The organism is Saccharopolyspora sp. NPDC049426 (assembly GCF_040676935.1).
In the GTDB taxonomy this organism is placed as follows: Bacteria; Actinomycetota; Actinomycetes; order Mycobacteriales; family Pseudonocardiaceae; genus Saccharopolyspora.
Genome location: NZ_JBFAPZ010000001.1, coordinates 26230 through 40541 on the forward strand (window position 1 = coordinate 26230; position 14312 = coordinate 40541).

The following is a 14312-nucleotide window of genomic DNA, read 5'->3' on the forward strand; positions in this document are numbered from 1 at the left end:
CCAGCGGCAAGAATCTGTCCTGCGGAGCCGATTTTCGCCCGAATGGATCAACGTGCAGGGCTGATCGAGCGATCGACCCCTAGCCGAACCGGACCAGTTTTGTCCGCAACACCACGCAAAACGGGTCCCCGCCGAGTCTTCCCCGGCAGGGACCCGAAGCACAAGCCTCTACAGGCCGAAACGATCCCACATGGCGCGGTGTTCGAGCGCGTCGAGCCCGGAAAACAGGTTCGCCACGGGATTTCTGGACACGCCCGATGACATCCCGAGGCGCGCCAGCAGCGGTTTGCGGCCCTCCACGGTCTGCACCTGGGCGTCCGGGTACTTGCGCTCGATGATCTCGCGCAGCGTGCCGACGCCGTCGATCAGCCCGAGCTCAGCGGCCTTCGCGCCGGTCCAGACCTCACCGGAGAACAGCTCCTCCTCGCTGCCGTTCAGCTTGCCGTCGCGGCGCTCGCGCACCCAGTCCCGGAACTGCCCGTGCAGCTCGTCCTGCAGGCCGCGCAGCCACTGCACGTCCTCGGCCTTCTCCGGGCGGAACGGGTCGAGCCGCACCTTGTTCTCACCGGCGGTGTAGACCCGGCGCTCGACGCCCAGCTTGTCCAGCAGCCCGGTCATCCCGAAGCTGGCGCTGACCACGCCGACCGAGCCGACCAGCGAGGTCTGGTGCGCGTAGATCTCGTCGGCGGCGCAGGCCAGCCAGTAACCACCGGAGGCGGCGACGTCCTCGCAGTAGGCCATCACCGGGACGTCCTTCTCCGCCGCCAGGCCGCGGATCCGGTCCGCGACCAGCGCGGACTGGGTCGGCGCACCGCCCGGCGAGTTGATCGACAGCACCACCGCGCTGAGGCGGTCGTGCGAGAACGCCCGGTTGAGCGCCGAATCCACGTTCTGCAGCGAGATCGAGGGCCGCCCCATCGGCGACGGCTGCGGCGTGATGACGCCGTGCAGCTTGACCACCGCCACGACCGGGCCGCGCTCGTTCATGCCTGGCAGCTTTCCGCTGAACTTCTCGGTCAGCTCCTTGGGCAGCTTGGCCGTGACCGCGTCGACGAACTTCTGGGGTGCCTTCTCGTCCATACCCCGACGCTACCGGCCCGCGGCGGGTCCGGCGGCCAAACCCACGCCCGGCTCGTCCACGGGCGCCAGCGGCTCCGGCCGGACACCGGGGGCGAACTTGGGCACTCGCATGATGACCTTCATGCCTGCGCCCTTCTCGGTCTCGACGACGAGCCCGTAGTCGTTGCCGAAGGTGGCGCGCATCCGGTTGTTGATGTTGCCCAGCCCGACGTGCGCACCGGTGAGGTGGGCGTTGGCGAGCTCGGCGTCCAGCAGCTCCGGGTCCATCCCGATGCCGTCGTCGTCGACGCTGATCAGCGCTTCGGACCCGTTGTCCTCGGCGGTCACCGAGACCGTCCCGCCGCCGGGCTTGTTGGCCAGGCCGTGCCGGACGGCGTTCTCCACCAGCGGCTGCAGCGCCAGGAACGGCACCACCACCGGCAGCACCTCGGGAGCGATCTTGAGCTGCACGTTGAGCCGGTCCGGGCCGAACCGCGCGCTCTCCAGCGTCAGGTACCGGTCGATGTTGCGGATCTCGTCGGCCAGCGTCGTGTAGAGCCCGCTGTTGCGGAACGAGTAGCGGGTGAAGTCGGCGAACTCCTGCAGCAGGTCGCGCGCGTGCTCCGGGTCGGTGCGGATCAGCGAGGAGATCGTGTTCAGCGCGTTGTAGATGAAGTGCGGGGAGATCTGCGCCCGCAGCGCGCGCACCTCGGCCTGGGCCAGGCGCTCCTTGGACTCCTGCAGCTCGGCGAGTTCGAGCTGGGTGGACACGTGGTGGGCGACCTCGGCGGCGGCGCGCAGGAGCCGCTTGCGATCGCCGTCGGCGATGACCGTCAGCACGCCGCGGACGTGGCCCTCGACCTCCAGCGGCACCACGGCCGCGTGCCGCATCGGGCACGGCCGCTGCTCGCAGACCACGTCGCCGTGGTCGAGGAAGTCGCGCTTACCGGTGCGCAGCACCTGCTCGATCTTGGTGCGCAGGTCGGCGTAGTGGTGATTGGCCTCGCCGTCCCAGGTCAGCAGGGTTCCGTCGCCGTCGACGATGCCGACCGCGACGCAGGCCAGCAGCTCCCGGAGATGCGGACCGGTCTTGTCCGCCGATTCCTGGTTCAGGCCCTCGCGCAGGTAGGGCGCCGCTCTGGTCACCCGGTGCAGAGCCGCCAGCGTGGCGTCCTCCACCGAAGTGCTCACCCGACGCGCCCGGCACAACAGCACGAACATGCCCAGCACGGCGAGCGCAGCGAGCGTGGTCAGGACCGTCCGCTCTGTCAACAACTCCGCCACAACATCAATCTGCACGAGCGGCACGCCGCGAATCAAGACGGCTACGGCCAGTGCGGGGTTTCCGTCGGTGAACGGTACAGATGCGTTCCATTCAGCGGAATCCACTCGCCCGTTCGGCAGACAATCCCTGTGCACAACCCCAGCAGTTGTCCACAACCTGTGGACAACTCACTTGAGCAGCCGGGACATCCTGCGGTCCGCCAGCTGCTTCCCACCGGTCTGGCACGTCGGGCAGTACTGCATCGACCGGTCTGCGAAGGAGACTTCCCGAACCGTGTCACCGCACACCGGGCACGGCAAACCGGTGCGGCCGTGCACCCGCATCCCCGACCGCTTCTCCGCCTTGAGCCGCGCGGCGTCCTGGTTCAGCGAACGCTCCACCGCGTCGCGGAGGATGTCCTGGACACAGGTGTGCAGCCGGGTCACGGCCGCGGCGTCGAGCCTGCCGGCCGTGGCGAACGGGGAGAGCTTGGCGGCGTGCAGGACCTCGTCCGAGTAGGCGTTGCCGATTCCCGCGATCGTGGACTGCTCGGTGAGCACGGTCTTGATCCGCTCGGTCCGCCCGTCCAGCAGCGCGGCCAGCCCGTCGGCGTCGAGCTCCAGCGCGTCCGGCCCCAGCTTCGCGATGCCCGGGACCACGGCCGGGTCGTCGACGATCCAGGCGGCGAGGCTCTTCTGGGTGCCTGCCTCGGTCAGGTCGAAGCCGACGCCGCCGAGGTTCACGCGCAGCGCGATCGGCCCACGACCGGGCTTCGGCGGGGTCGTGGCGAGCTTGTCCGACCAGCGCAGCCAGCCGGCCCGCGCCAGGTGGCACACGAGGTGCAGGCCGCCGCAGTCCAGGTCGAGGTACTTGCCGTGCCTGACCGCACCGGTGACCTCGCGTCCGTGCAGCGCGGTCCACGGCGGATCTGCGGTCTTGAGCACGCTCATCGAGGCGACGTCGACGCGCGCCACCGTCCGCCCCACGGCGTGGTCGCGGAGGTGCTGGGCCAGCGCCTCCACCTCGGGAAGTTCGGGCACGACCCCAGTGTGCCGCAGGAACGTCGGCGGAGCGGCGGAATGTGCTCCCTCCCCACCTGAGCGACTGGCACCGCCGCTGGTCGGGTTCGGCTACCCGCGCCGCCTTCTCATTCCGTGGGCTGAAGCCTGCCGTTCATGTCCGGCTCCGCGTACAGCTCGATGTGGCGGGCCACCTGCGAGACCTCGGTGCGCACCTCGATGAACCCGCGCACGACGCCCACCCAGGTCTCGGGCGGGTTCTCGTCGGCGTCGCCCGGCGTGGACGCCGTGAGGGTCCACGGGCGGTGCAGCACCCAGCGGATCGGGAAGAACAGGATCGCGAGCACGATCACCGCGATCAGCCAGCTCGGGATGATGACCTCGGCGGGCGTCCAGGCGATGAACACCACCACCAGGGACGCGAGGGCCGCGCCCACCACGATCGCCGGCGTCGAGCCGCCGTTGACGTCGTGCTCGAACTCGTCCACCACGATCGGGTTGGACCACTCCAGGTTCGCCCTGATCGTCCACTCCCGGCCGTCGGAGCCTCGAACCACCCGGTTCATCGTCGCCTCCCCGCCCACCCGGGCTGGTCACTCGAACGCCAACTCGCCACTCGAACCACGTCTGTCACCGAGCGTGGTGCCACGGTACCGCTCCTGTCATCGGCCCGGAGGGTGATGGCACGCACGAAGCGGGCCGCCAACACCGCGCTCATTGTCGATCATGTGCGGCGTCCGAGCCAACCCTCCGGGCCGGAAACAACCCGGCTGAACCACTACGCTCCGAGCACATCTGATTCGGGAGGTGCCGGATGGACGTCGACGAGGCCCGCGAGCTGATCCGCGACCAGCACCGCGCGGTGCTGGGAACCCCGCGCACCGACGGAACACCGCTGATGACACCGGTCCTGGCGACGGTCGACGAGCAGGGCCGGGTGGTGATCAGCACCAAGTCCGGTTCGGGCAAGGTGCGCAACCTCCGCCGCGATCCGCGCGCCTGGCTGTGCGTGCTGCCGGACGCGTTCTTCGGGCGCTGGTTCCAGGTCGACGCCGACGTCGAGATCGTCGAACTGCCCGAGGCCCTGCCGCTCCTGGAGGACTACTACCGCTCGATCTCCGGCGAGCACGAGAACTGGGAGTCCTACCGCGAGGCCATGCGCTCGGAGAACCGGGTCCTGCTCCGGCTCACCCCCACCCGCGCGGTCGGCTGAGCGGACGCGGAAGGGGGACCCCCCGGTGAACGGCCTCCGAACCGTGGGCTAAAGTGTTCACCAACAGCCCACCGGGGGCGGAAGTCACCGGGAGGCGATGAATACGCGGATGTAGCGCAGCTGGTAGCGCATCACCTTGCCAAGGTGAGGGTCGCGGGTTCGAGTCCCGTCATCCGCTCGCAGCAGTGGGGCCGAGGTCATCAACCTCGGCCCCACTGCTATTTCACGTCCTGGGAACTCCTGCAGACCGGGCGACGCGGTCATCGATCGTGGACGGGTCGGACCGGAACCGTCCACGATCGCGCTCCGCGGGAGGTCAGCTCTCGACGCCGAGGCCGATCGGGCAGGAGACGCCGGTGCCGCCGAGGCCGCAGTAGCCGTTGGGGTTCTTGGCGTCCGAGAGGTACTGCTGGTGGTAGCTCTCGGCGTAGTAGAAGTCCTGGAGCAGGGCGATCTCCGTGGTGATCTCGCCCTTGCCCGCCGCCGTCAGGGCCTGCTGGAAGGCTTCGCGGCTCGCTTCCGCCTCGGCCTTCTGCTGGTCGTCGACGCAGTAGATGGCCGAGCGGTACTGGGTGCCGAGGTCGTTGCCCTGGCGCATGCCCTGGGTCGGGTCGTGGTTCTCCCAGAACGCCTTGAGGACCTGCGCGTAGCTGATCTTCTTCGGGTCGAAGACCACCAGGACGGCCTCGGTGTGGCCGGTCAGCCCGGAGCAGACCTCTTCGTAGCTCGGGTTCGGCGTGTAGCCGCCCGCGTAGCCGACCGCCGTGCTCCACACGCCCTCGGTCTGCCAGAACACGCGCTCCGCGCCCCAGAAGCAGCCCATGCCGACCACCGCGGTGACCAGGCCCTCCGGGAACGGCGGAACGATGCGACGCTCCGGGAACACCGCGTGCCGCTCGTCCACCGGCATCGCCGTGTCACGGCCGGGCAGCGCCGACGACGGGTCGATCATCTTCAGCTTCGCACCGAACATGTTTCCAGGGTACGCGGTGGTCAACGGCGATCCAGCCGGTTGGGATCGCCGCGACGACCCGCATCCGGCGGCATCGGCCGGCGCGCGTGCCTGCCCTGCGGCTGCTCGTCGATCTCACCGGACAACCGCCGCGACAACGGCGACTCCTCCGGCGGCAGGCGACGCGGGAACCCCCGGTCCGGCGGGTACGCCCGGCCCGGCGGCGGTCCGACGGGCCGCTGCGCACCGCCCACCGGCGGGCGCGGTGGCGCGTACCGGGGACGTTCGGGCCGGTCCGGGGCCCGGTGAACGCCCGGTTCGGGCAGGGGGAGGGACTTCTCGGTCGGAACGTCCTCCGGATCGGGCTCCGGTTCGGGTTCGCGCTTCTTCGCGGGCGCGGTGTCGAGGAGGTGGCGCAGCCGCATCGTGGGGTCTTCGACGTACTTCCACGACAGGGTGCCCAGGACGTAGGCGATCGGGGCGGCGCAGAGCAGCATGAGCCACTGGTTGCCGATCCCGGCCATCGCCAGCAGCTGCTGCACCGGGAAACCCCAGACGTACACGCCGTAGCTGCCGTTGACCCACACGCCCGGAACCGTCAGCCGCGACGGCCAGAAGTGCCCGGCCACGATCACGGCGTAGCTGACCGCGAAGGCCATGAACGCCGAGGCGGTGATGTTGTTGCCCATCACCACCAGCACGACCAGGCCCGCACCCGCGGCCAGTGGCGACAGCGGGATCCGGTAGAGGTTCAGCAGCACGCCCAGCGCGAAGGCCACCAGGAACGCCACCAGCGACTCGACCGGAACGCTCAGCAGCGAACCCGCCGACTCGGCGCCCGGGGTCTGCTCCAGGTGCCGGTCCCAGGCGATCAGGCCGATCAGCGCGACCACCGTCAACCAGCGGAAGTCCTTCTTGGCGGTGCCCAGCAGCAGCAGCGCGAACAGGCCGCCGTAGGCCAGCAGCTCCATCGGCAGCGTCCACAGAGAACCGTTGACCGCGTCCGGCCACGGGTTGTTCTCGAACACCCCCGGCAGGTCGTGCCGCAACGTCAGCAGACCCGCGTTGTTGACGATGTAGCCCCAGGTCTCGTGCGCGCGGAAGTACTCGCCGAGCGGCAGCGTGGTGATCACCGGGCCGACGATCAGGGCCATGCCGACCGACACCGTGAGCATCGGCGGCCACAGCCGCAGCACCCGCTTGACCGCGAAGCGCAGCGCGTGCGGATCGCGCATCCAGCTCTCGGTGATCTGGAAACCGCTGAGCGCGAAGAACCCCATCAGCACGCCCTCGTCAGGCTGCACCGGCCACTCCGGCGGGAACAGCTCGCCGCTGCCCACCAGGGGGGAGCTGTGACCGTAGATGACCAGCAGCGCACCGATCATGCGGATCCAGGCGAAGCCGTGGTTCGGGGCGGCGAACAACTCAGGGCGAGCGTGCACGACGCGCGCAACACTCAACCCGGATCACCCCATCGATTCGCGCCCGACTCGGACGTCAACGCTGCGTAGCCTAGCCGGGGTCTCCGCGGTTCGGGACCCTTTACAACCCGGACACCCGTCCGGACCAGACCGCAGACCGTATCGTTATTCGGCCGGTGCACCGCGAACCTGTCGCTCAGTGCCAGAATGGCGTCGTTCGCAGCAGCGGCGTTCATGGAAATCCGGAAAGGGCGCTATCGGTGACCTGGCAAGACGAGTTGCAGAACCTCGACGCCGAACTCGCGGCGGGACGAATTTCCGCCGAAGAGTACCGACAGCGCAGGGACACCGTGCTGGGCAGGGCGCAGGGCGGTCAGACCGGGCCACCGCAGTCGAACCCGGACGGCTTCCCGCAGCAGGACCAGACACAACAGGCTGATCCCTCGTCCGGGGGGTTCCCGCAGCAGCAGCCCGCCCAGCAGCAACAGCAGCCGTCGAGCCCGTTCCCGCCCGCGTTCAGCTGGGGCGACGCCGCCAAGCAGCAACAGCCGCAGCAGGGCGACGACGCCACGCAGGTCGTGCCGAACCCGTTCCACCAGCAACAACAGCAGCCGCCCGCGGACGCCAACAGCACCCAAATCGTCAGCGTGCCGCAGAACCCGCAGCAGCAACAGCAGTGGGGCCAGTCGCAGCCGCCGTGGGCCGGTCAGCAGCAGGGCCAGCAGGGCTGGGGGCCGGTGGAGACCACCGGCACGCCGTGGGGCGATGGCCTGCCCGGTTCCAGCGACTCCGGCGAGGCGTCCTGGATGCGGCAGGGCCCGGAGGTCTTCGAGTCCGCGGGCAAGTCCGGCAAGGGCAAGCTGATCGCCGGTCTGTCCATCGGTGCCGTGCTGCTGGTCGTCGTGATCGTCGCGGTGGTGTTCTACTTCACCAGCAGCGGCGGTGACCAGCCCGAGCGCGAGACCGCCGCTCCCCCGCCGCCCGCGCCGACCACCACGCAGCTGCCCGCACCGCCCGCCGCCAAGGCGCCGCCGGCGACGACGCAGGAGGTGCTGGTGGCGGCGAACGGCCCGGCGCACCCGTGGGTCGGGCTGCTGGACCTGCCCAACCTGCAGGGAGCCAAGGGCGGACTGCTGCAGCCGAAGACCGTGCTCGACACCGCGTTCCAGAACGGCCTGGTCGAGGGCTGGTTCAACGGCACCGAAGGCGCGCAGCCGAAGACGACGCTGCTCGCGCTGAAGATGCCCGACACCAACGCCGCCAAGACCGTCGTCGACAAGTACCTGGCCGCGCAGCAGGGCCTCACCGAGATGGAAGCCCTCTCCTACCAGGGCGTTTCGGTGGTCTCCACGGGTTCGACGTTCCGCACCGCCTACGTGGCGCACAACTACGCGGTGATCATCGACGTCAGCGGCCCGCCGGAGCAGAAGGACGCGGCCCAGCAGTCGTTCAAGGCCGTCCTGGACCAGCAGCTCACCCAGACGCCGCCCACCGTCACCGAGTAAGCCGCCGCGCTCGAACGGCCGCTCCCCTCGAACTCCGAGGTGAGCGGCCGTTCTTCTTCGCGCTGACGCGGCCCCGGGTCAGGCGGTGGTGTCGAGCTTGGTGAGGAGTGACCTGAGCGCCGTTCGCGACGCTGTCGGGCCGAACTGGGCCTCGACGGCCGTGCGACCCGATTCGGCGAGGGCCGACCAGGTCTCGTCCTCGGTGAGGAGCCGGGTCACCGCGACGGAGAAGGACTCCTCGTCGTCGGCGACCAGGACGTCCTGCCCCGGCTTGAGGTGCATGCCCTCGATCGCGACCGACGTGCCCACCACCGGGACCCCGACCGCGAGGCTCTCGCCGACCTTGCCCTTCACCCCAGCGCCGAAGCGCAGCGGCGCGATCGTGACCCGGGCCCGCGCGTAGTGCGGCTCCACCGACTCGACCCAGCCGTGCACCTCGACCCCCGGCCCCTGCAGGGCGCGGACCTCGTCGGTCGGGTTGCTGCCGATGACGTGCAGGACCGCGTCCGGGCACTGCTCGCGGACCAGCGGCATGATCTCCCGAGCGGCCCAGCGAGCCGCGTCCACGTTCGGCGGGTGGTCGAAGCTGCCGACGAACACCACGTCGCGGCGTCCCTCGACGTGAACCGGCGCGTGGTCGATCTCGTGCACGTTGGACAGCACCCGCACATCGGCCTCGGGCACCAGCTCGCCCAGCAGCGTGCGCTCGGTCTCGGAGACCACCAGCGTCACGTCGCAGGCCCTGGTCAGGCCCAGCTCCATCTGCTTGGACGCGAACGCCTTGCGGCGCAGCGCCTCCGCGCGGTCGGCCTCGCCCTGCCGCTCGGCGAGCTCGGCCTCCCGCTCCAGCCGCAGGAAGTGCACGTCAACAGTGTCGTAGGCGATGACGGCCTGCGGTGCGCGGGTGCGCAGCTCTTCGACCAGGCTCCACGCGACCTGCGGACGCGACAGCAGCGCGAGGGAGATCTCCGACCCCGCCTCGTGCAGGAACGCCTGCTGGAGCTCCGGCTGCGGCAGCACCGTCACGCCGATCTGCTGCAGGTTCTCGGTGTAGGGCTGCAGCGGCGCGTGGTTGGCGGGGAAGAACACCACCCGGTAGCCCAGCTCCACCAGCTGCTCCAGCACCCGGAAGATCCGCACCGAACCCGAGTCGAAGTCCGGCCGCGGCACCTGGTGGTCCTTGACCAGCACGATGGGACCGCGGTGACCGCGCGCGCCGCGCTGGCGCGCCAGCCACAGGTTGCGCGGAGACGCCTCCGGGAGGTGCTCGGCGCGCAGCACGTCCGCCCACTTCTCGACGAAGACCTGCCGGTTGAGCTCCTGGTGCTTCTTCACCCCGGAACCGATGTCGGTGCCGTTGGAGACGCCTTCGTGGTGCACCACCACGGCCTTGGGCTGCACGACGGTGCGGTATCCGGCGGCGCGGATCGCGAACGCCAGGTCGGTGTCCTCGTAGTAGGCGGGCGCGAACCTCGTGTCGAAGCCGCCGACCTCGCGGAACAGCTCCGCGCGCACCAGGATCGCCGCGCCGGAGCAGTAGTCGACGTCGCGCAGCACGTTGAACTCCGCGCCGCCGCCGTCCGTGCCGCGACCGTAGTTCCAGCCGTTGCCGTCGGCCCAGACGATGCCGCCGCACTCCTGCAGCCGACCGTCCGGGTACACCAGCTTGGCGCCGACCAGTCCGATCCGCGGATCGGAGGTGATGGTGTCGACCAGGACGTCCAGCCAGGACTCGGTGACCTCGGCGTCGTTGTTGAGGAAGAACAGGTGCTCGCCGCGCGCGTGCTCGGCGCCGAGGTTGCAGGCGCCGATGAACCCGAGGTTGCGCTCGGCCCGCACCAGCCGCACGCCCTCGCAGGCGGCGAGCTTCTCGGCGCTGTCGTCCGGCGAGGCGTCGTCGACGACGATCACCTCGAACGGCACCGACACCAGGTGACCGCCGAGGAACCGCAGGCACTGGCGGGTGTAGGACCACTTGCCGTGCACCGGAACGATCACGCTGACCAGCGGCGAATCGCTGAAGGGCACCGGCAGCGGCCCGGTCTCGGCCTGCTCGGCGACCGCCGGGACACCGGGCTTGCGGCCCAGCGCGATCTCGTAGGCATCGCGACGGGTGGTGCCGCGCGGGGCGACCCGCTCGACGACCTTCCGGTACTTGCCGACCGCGCGCTGCACCAGCGCCGAGTTCTGCGCGGACAGCTCGGCGTTCTCGGCGGTGAGCCGCTCCGCGCGGCTCTCGGCGTCGGCGAGCTTGCCTTCGAGGCGAGCGGCGGTGTCGCGCAGCCACTCCACGCGGGCGGCGTCGCGCTGCGCCTGCAGACCGCGCTCGCGCAGCTGCTCGCGGAGTTCGGCCAGCTCCCGGTTGTGGACGTCGGCGCGCTGCTCCTCGGACTTGCGCAGCTCCTCCAGCCGCGCGATGGCGCCCTTGAGCTCCTCGGCCTCGTCGCGACTGCGCTGGTAGAGCTCGTTGAGCTTGGCCACGTCGGCGACCGCCTCGTCGCGCTGCTCGATCAGCGCCGCCGTGTCGCCCGCGCGGGCCAGGGTCAGCTTCGCGTCGGTGAGCACCGCCGCCGCGGGAAGCTTCGGCAGGTGCTTGTCGGAGGCCACGCCCAGCAGGTAGGTGTGCGGGACTCCTTGGCTGACCGCCCAGTCGCCGGCCTCGTTGCGCTCGATGGTCTGCAGCCGGACGCCCTCGATCGCGGTGTCGCGGTCGCCGTGGTCGGCGGGCACCACCAGCGATCCGACCGTGACGTTCTGCTTGAGCACCGCCACGTGCCGGAAGGATTCCTCCAGCATCGACTCGTACTCGCGGGCGCTGAGCTCCTTGACGTGGAACGGGTTGTCGTTGCCGTGCTCGTGGGTGTAGACGGCGGTGTCCGGGGTGCTGGACAGGAACAGCCCGCCCTGCTTCATCCGCGACCGGACCAGCCGCAGGACCGCCGCGTGGTCCTCGACGTGCTCGATGGCCTCGAAGCACACCACGACGTCGAACGGCTTGGCGTCGGCCAGGAGGTCCGGGTCGGTGATCGAACCGACCTCGAAGCTCACATCCCGGCCCGCGTAGTTGTGCCGGGCGTGCGCGACGGTCCGCTCGTCGATGTCGACGCCGACGACCTCGGCTCCCCCGGCGGCCAGCAGCGCGGCGCCGTAGCCCTCGCCGCACGCGAGGTCCAGGACCCGCTTGCCCCGCGCGAAGGGGGCTGCCAGGGCGTACCGGTGGTAGTGCTCGTAAACCACCTGCACGTCTTCGGTCCAGGGCACGCAGCGCTCCCCGGTCCAGTCGATCAGCCGCTCGTCCATGGGCCCCTCACCGAGTTGTGAATCCGCTCGCAGGTTATCGCCCCTCGGCAGGCTGCTGCGGCCGGTTCGGGCGAGGAACATGAGGACGTTCTCATCCCGGTTTCACCCGCGGTTGTCCCCGACAGGTCAGAGTGGGTGCATGCGTTCCGTTCCCCGGGGAGTCCTGCTGCTCGCGGCCCTCGCACTGCCCATCGTCGCCGTGCTGATCAGCTTCGCGCTGACCGGCGGGGTGCGCTCGCCCGAGATCCCGGAGAGCGTGCGCGTCGGCAGCACGCCCAGCCCGAGCAGCCCCGGGCCGTCCGCGGACGTGCCGGTGCCCGTCGTTCCCGGTCCGTCCGACGTGCCGCCCCCGCCCGCCGAGCTGCCGCCGCCCGCGCCCAACGATGACGACGATGACGACGCGACGGACGGCCATGACGACTGATTCGCCCACCCGCCCGCTGACCAGGCTCGCCGGTCGCCGCGGCACCCGGGTTCCTGCCAGGGCCCAGATCATGGGCTGGCTGCTGCTGGTGCTGGTCCTGGTGCTGCTGACGGTCATAGTGATCGTCCGCGAATACCTGCACGACGAGGTCGACCGCCGGGTCACCAGCTCGCTGGAGCAGGAGGCGAAGGAGTTCGTGGCCTTCGCCGAGAGCGGCCAGGACCCGGTCAGCGGCCGGATGCTCGCCGACCCGGGAACGCTGCTGCACAACTACCTCGGCCACCAGTACCCGGACACCGACGAGGCGCTGATCGGCGCGTGGCCGGCCGCGCGCGGTCTCGGCGTGGTCTCGCAGGAGCAGACCGAGCCGATCAAGGCCGTCGCGCACGACCGGACCGTGCTGCAGCGGATCATCGACGACCCGCGAGCGCACGGCGATCTGGACACCTCGGCGGGCCCGGTTCGCTGGGTGAAGGTGCGCGCCGAGACCGCGCAGGGCGGCAGCGCCTGGTTCGTGGTCGAACACCACATCGCCGCCGAGACCGCCGAAGTCGACCGCAGCGTCAGGGTTCTGCTCCTGGTCAGCGCACTGGGCGTGGTGCTGGCCGCGCTGATCTCCTGGGTGGTGGCGGGGCTGATCCTGGCCCCGGTGCGGGCGGTGCGCCAGGCCGCGGCCGAGATCACCGAGCACGACCTGACCAGGCGCATCCCGGTGGAGGGCCGCGACGACATCGCCGCGCTGGCCGACCAGTTCAACGCGATGCTGGACCGGTTGGAGGACGCGTTCCGCATCCAGCGGCAGTTCGTCGACGACGCCGGCCACGAGCTGCGCACCCCGATCACGATCGTCCGCGGCAACCTGGAGCTGATCGGCGTCGATCCCGCCGAGCGCGACGAGGTGGTGCGGCTGTGCACCGACGAGCTGGACCGGATGACGCGGATCGTCAACGACCTGCTGGTGCTGGCCAAGGCCGACCGGCCGGACTTCGTCTCCCCCACCGAGGTGTCGCTGGCCGAGCTGACCAGCGACATCGACGCGAAGGTGCGGTCGCTGGGCGACCGGCGGTGGGTGCTGGCGGAGATGGGCGAAGGCGAGTTCTCGCTCGACGGGCAGCGGGTCACCCAGGCGATGGTGCAGCTGGCGCAGAACGCGGTGCAGCACACCTCCGCCGGGTCGACGATCCGCATCGGCTCCGCCGTCGGCGACGGCACCGTCGAGCTGTGGGTCAGCGACGAGGGGCCGGGCGTCGACCCCTCCGAGGTGGAGAAGATCTTCGAGCGCTTCAGCCACGGCAACGGCCGCAAGGGCGGGGCCGGGCTGGGCCTGGCGATCGTCCGGGCCATCGCCGACGCGCACGACGGCCGGGTCCTGGTCCGCTCCGCTCCCGGTTCAGGAGCGACCTTCCGGCTGGAACTGCCCGCGAAGACCACGGGAGACGAGGCATGAGCAAGATCCTGATCGTCGAGGACGAGGAGCGCATCGCGGCGTTCATCGAGAAGGGCCTGCGCGCCAACGGGTTCACCGCCACCGTCGTCGCCGACGGGGACACCGCGCTGCACCACCTGGTCGACGGCGGTTACGACCTGGCCGTGTTGGACCTGGGACTCCCCGGCCGCGACGGGTTCGCGGTGCTGCGCGAGGTGCGCGCGAAGCGGGTGACGCTGCCCGTGGTGATCCTGACCGCGCGCGACACCGTGCACGACACGGTCGCCGGTCTGGAGGGCGGCGCGGACGACTACATGACCAAGCCGTTCCGCTTCGAGGAGCTGCTGGCCCGCATCCGGCTGCGGCTGCGTTCGGCGGAGCGCGCCGAGGAGGTCACTGTGCTGCGCGACGGCGAGCTGTCGCTGGACCTGCGCACCCGCCGCGCCCAGGTGCCCACCGGCACGGTGGACCTGACGGCCCGCGAGTTCTCGCTGCTGGAGCTGTTCTTACGGCATCCCGGCCAGGTGCTGAGCCGCGAGCAGATCCTCTCCCACGTCTGGGGCTACGACTTCGACCCCGGCTCCAACGTCGTCGACGTCTACGTCCGCGCGCTGCGGCGCAAGATCGGCAACGGCCACATCGGAACCGTGCGCGGCATGGGCTACCGGCTCGGCGGCTAGGACGCCGGAGGCGTGAACCCGCTGGTGGCCTGGGCGGGGCGCGCGGTGT

Annotated in this window: 12 protein-coding genes and 1 tRNA gene; 6 read left to right on the forward strand and 7 right to left on the reverse strand. The window is 70.5% G+C overall.

Going from position 1 to position 14312, the window contains the following annotated elements:
- Positions 1–168 precede the first annotated feature (168 nt).
- The 4 genes from AB0J78_RS00135 to AB0J78_RS00150 form a co-directional block, all read right to left on the reverse strand.
- Complete coding sequence (locus AB0J78_RS00135; RefSeq protein WP_363785214.1) at positions 169–1080, reverse strand: S49 family peptidase; 912 nt, start codon at positions 1078–1080, stop codon at positions 169–171.
- Positions 1081–1089: 9 nt separating this feature from the next.
- Positions 1090–2343: a histidine kinase gene (locus AB0J78_RS00140; protein ID WP_132677624.1), complete on the reverse strand. Its 1254-nt coding sequence runs from the start codon at positions 2341–2343 to the stop codon at positions 1090–1092.
- 168 nt (positions 2344–2511) lie between these two features.
- Positions 2512–3363, reverse strand: coding sequence for a DNA-formamidopyrimidine glycosylase family protein (locus AB0J78_RS00145; protein WP_363785217.1), 852 nt, complete (start codon positions 3361–3363; stop codon positions 2512–2514).
- Positions 3364–3470: 107 nt separating this feature from the next.
- Positions 3471–3908, reverse strand: coding sequence for a DUF983 domain-containing protein (locus tag AB0J78_RS00150; protein WP_363785219.1), 438 nt, complete (start codon positions 3906–3908; stop codon positions 3471–3473).
- A 248-nt stretch (positions 3909–4156) separates the two neighbouring features.
- Here AB0J78_RS00150 and AB0J78_RS00155 point away from each other — a divergent pair, with 248 nt between their 5' ends.
- Both AB0J78_RS00155 and AB0J78_RS00160 read left to right on the forward strand, forming a co-directional pair.
- On the forward strand, positions 4157–4555 hold the full coding sequence (locus AB0J78_RS00155; RefSeq protein WP_210968004.1) for a PPOX class F420-dependent oxidoreductase: 399 nt from the start codon (positions 4157–4159) through the stop codon (positions 4553–4555).
- 105 nt (positions 4556–4660) lie between these two features.
- Positions 4661–4733: transfer RNA gene (locus AB0J78_RS00160), tRNA-Gly, on the forward strand.
- Positions 4734–4871: 138 nt separating this feature from the next.
- On the opposite strand, the gene msrA is transcribed toward AB0J78_RS00160, so the two are convergent.
- Together msrA and AB0J78_RS00170 are read right to left on the reverse strand one after the other, a co-directional pair.
- Positions 4872–5528, reverse strand: coding sequence for a peptide-methionine (S)-S-oxide reductase MsrA (gene msrA, locus AB0J78_RS00165; RefSeq protein WP_363785222.1), 657 nt, complete (start codon positions 5526–5528; stop codon positions 4872–4874).
- A gap of 20 nt (positions 5529–5548) precedes the next feature.
- Complete coding sequence (locus tag AB0J78_RS00170; protein WP_363785224.1) at positions 5549–6967, reverse strand: acyltransferase; 1419 nt, start codon at positions 6965–6967, stop codon at positions 5549–5551.
- A 221-nt stretch (positions 6968–7188) separates the two neighbouring features.
- On the opposite strand from AB0J78_RS00170, the gene AB0J78_RS00175 reads away from it, so the two are divergent.
- Positions 7189–8433 (forward strand): hypothetical protein, encoded by a 1245-nt coding sequence (locus tag AB0J78_RS00175; RefSeq protein WP_363785227.1) that lies wholly within the window; start codon positions 7189–7191, stop codon positions 8431–8433.
- A gap of 78 nt (positions 8434–8511) precedes the next feature.
- On the opposite strand, the gene AB0J78_RS00180 is transcribed toward AB0J78_RS00175, so the two are convergent.
- Positions 8512–11733, reverse strand: coding sequence for a glycosyltransferase (locus AB0J78_RS00180; protein WP_363785230.1), 3222 nt, complete (start codon positions 11731–11733; stop codon positions 8512–8514).
- A gap of 139 nt (positions 11734–11872) precedes the next feature.
- Between AB0J78_RS00180 and AB0J78_RS00185 the strand changes: the two genes are divergently transcribed.
- From AB0J78_RS00185 to AB0J78_RS00195, 3 genes are read left to right on the forward strand one after another with little or no spacing between them, the layout of a single operon-like run.
- Positions 11873–12157, forward strand: coding sequence for a hypothetical protein (locus tag AB0J78_RS00185; protein WP_363785233.1), 285 nt, complete (start codon positions 11873–11875; stop codon positions 12155–12157).
- Entirely contained in the window at positions 12126–13604 is a 1479-nt protein-coding gene (locus AB0J78_RS00190; RefSeq protein ID WP_363785236.1) for an ATP-binding protein, read from the forward strand. Before AB0J78_RS00185 ends, AB0J78_RS00190 begins: the two co-directional genes overlap by 32 nt.
- On the forward strand, positions 13601–14263 hold the full coding sequence (locus AB0J78_RS00195; RefSeq protein WP_363785238.1) for a response regulator transcription factor: 663 nt from the start codon (positions 13601–13603) through the stop codon (positions 14261–14263). Before AB0J78_RS00190 ends, AB0J78_RS00195 begins: the two co-directional genes overlap by 4 nt.
- Positions 14264–14312 lie beyond the last annotated feature (49 nt).

Coding starts and splice junctions, on each gene's coding strand:
- AB0J78_RS00135 (WP_363785214.1), bottom strand. CDS start 1,080: ATGGACGAGAAGGCACCCCAGAAGTTCGTCGACGCGGTCACGGCCAAG.
- AB0J78_RS00150 (WP_363785219.1), bottom strand. CDS start 3,908: ATGAACCGGGTGGTTCGAGGCTCCGACGGCCGGGAGTGGACGATCAGG.
- AB0J78_RS00155 (WP_210968004.1), top strand. CDS start 4,157: ATGGACGTCGACGAGGCCCGCGAGCTGATCCGCGACCAGCACCGCGCG.
- msrA (WP_363785222.1), bottom strand. CDS start 5,528: ATGTTCGGTGCGAAGCTGAAGATGATCGACCCGTCGTCGGCGCTGCCC.
- AB0J78_RS00180 (WP_363785230.1), bottom strand. CDS start 11,733: ATGGACGAGCGGCTGATCGACTGGACCGGGGAGCGCTGCGTGCCCTGG.
- AB0J78_RS00185 (WP_363785233.1), top strand. CDS start 11,873: ATGCGTTCCGTTCCCCGGGGAGTCCTGCTGCTCGCGGCCCTCGCACTG.
- AB0J78_RS00190 (WP_363785236.1), top strand. CDS start 12,126: ATGACGACGCGACGGACGGCCATGACGACTGATTCGCCCACCCGCCCG.
- AB0J78_RS00195 (WP_363785238.1), top strand. CDS start 13,601: ATGAGCAAGATCCTGATCGTCGAGGACGAGGAGCGCATCGCGGCGTTC.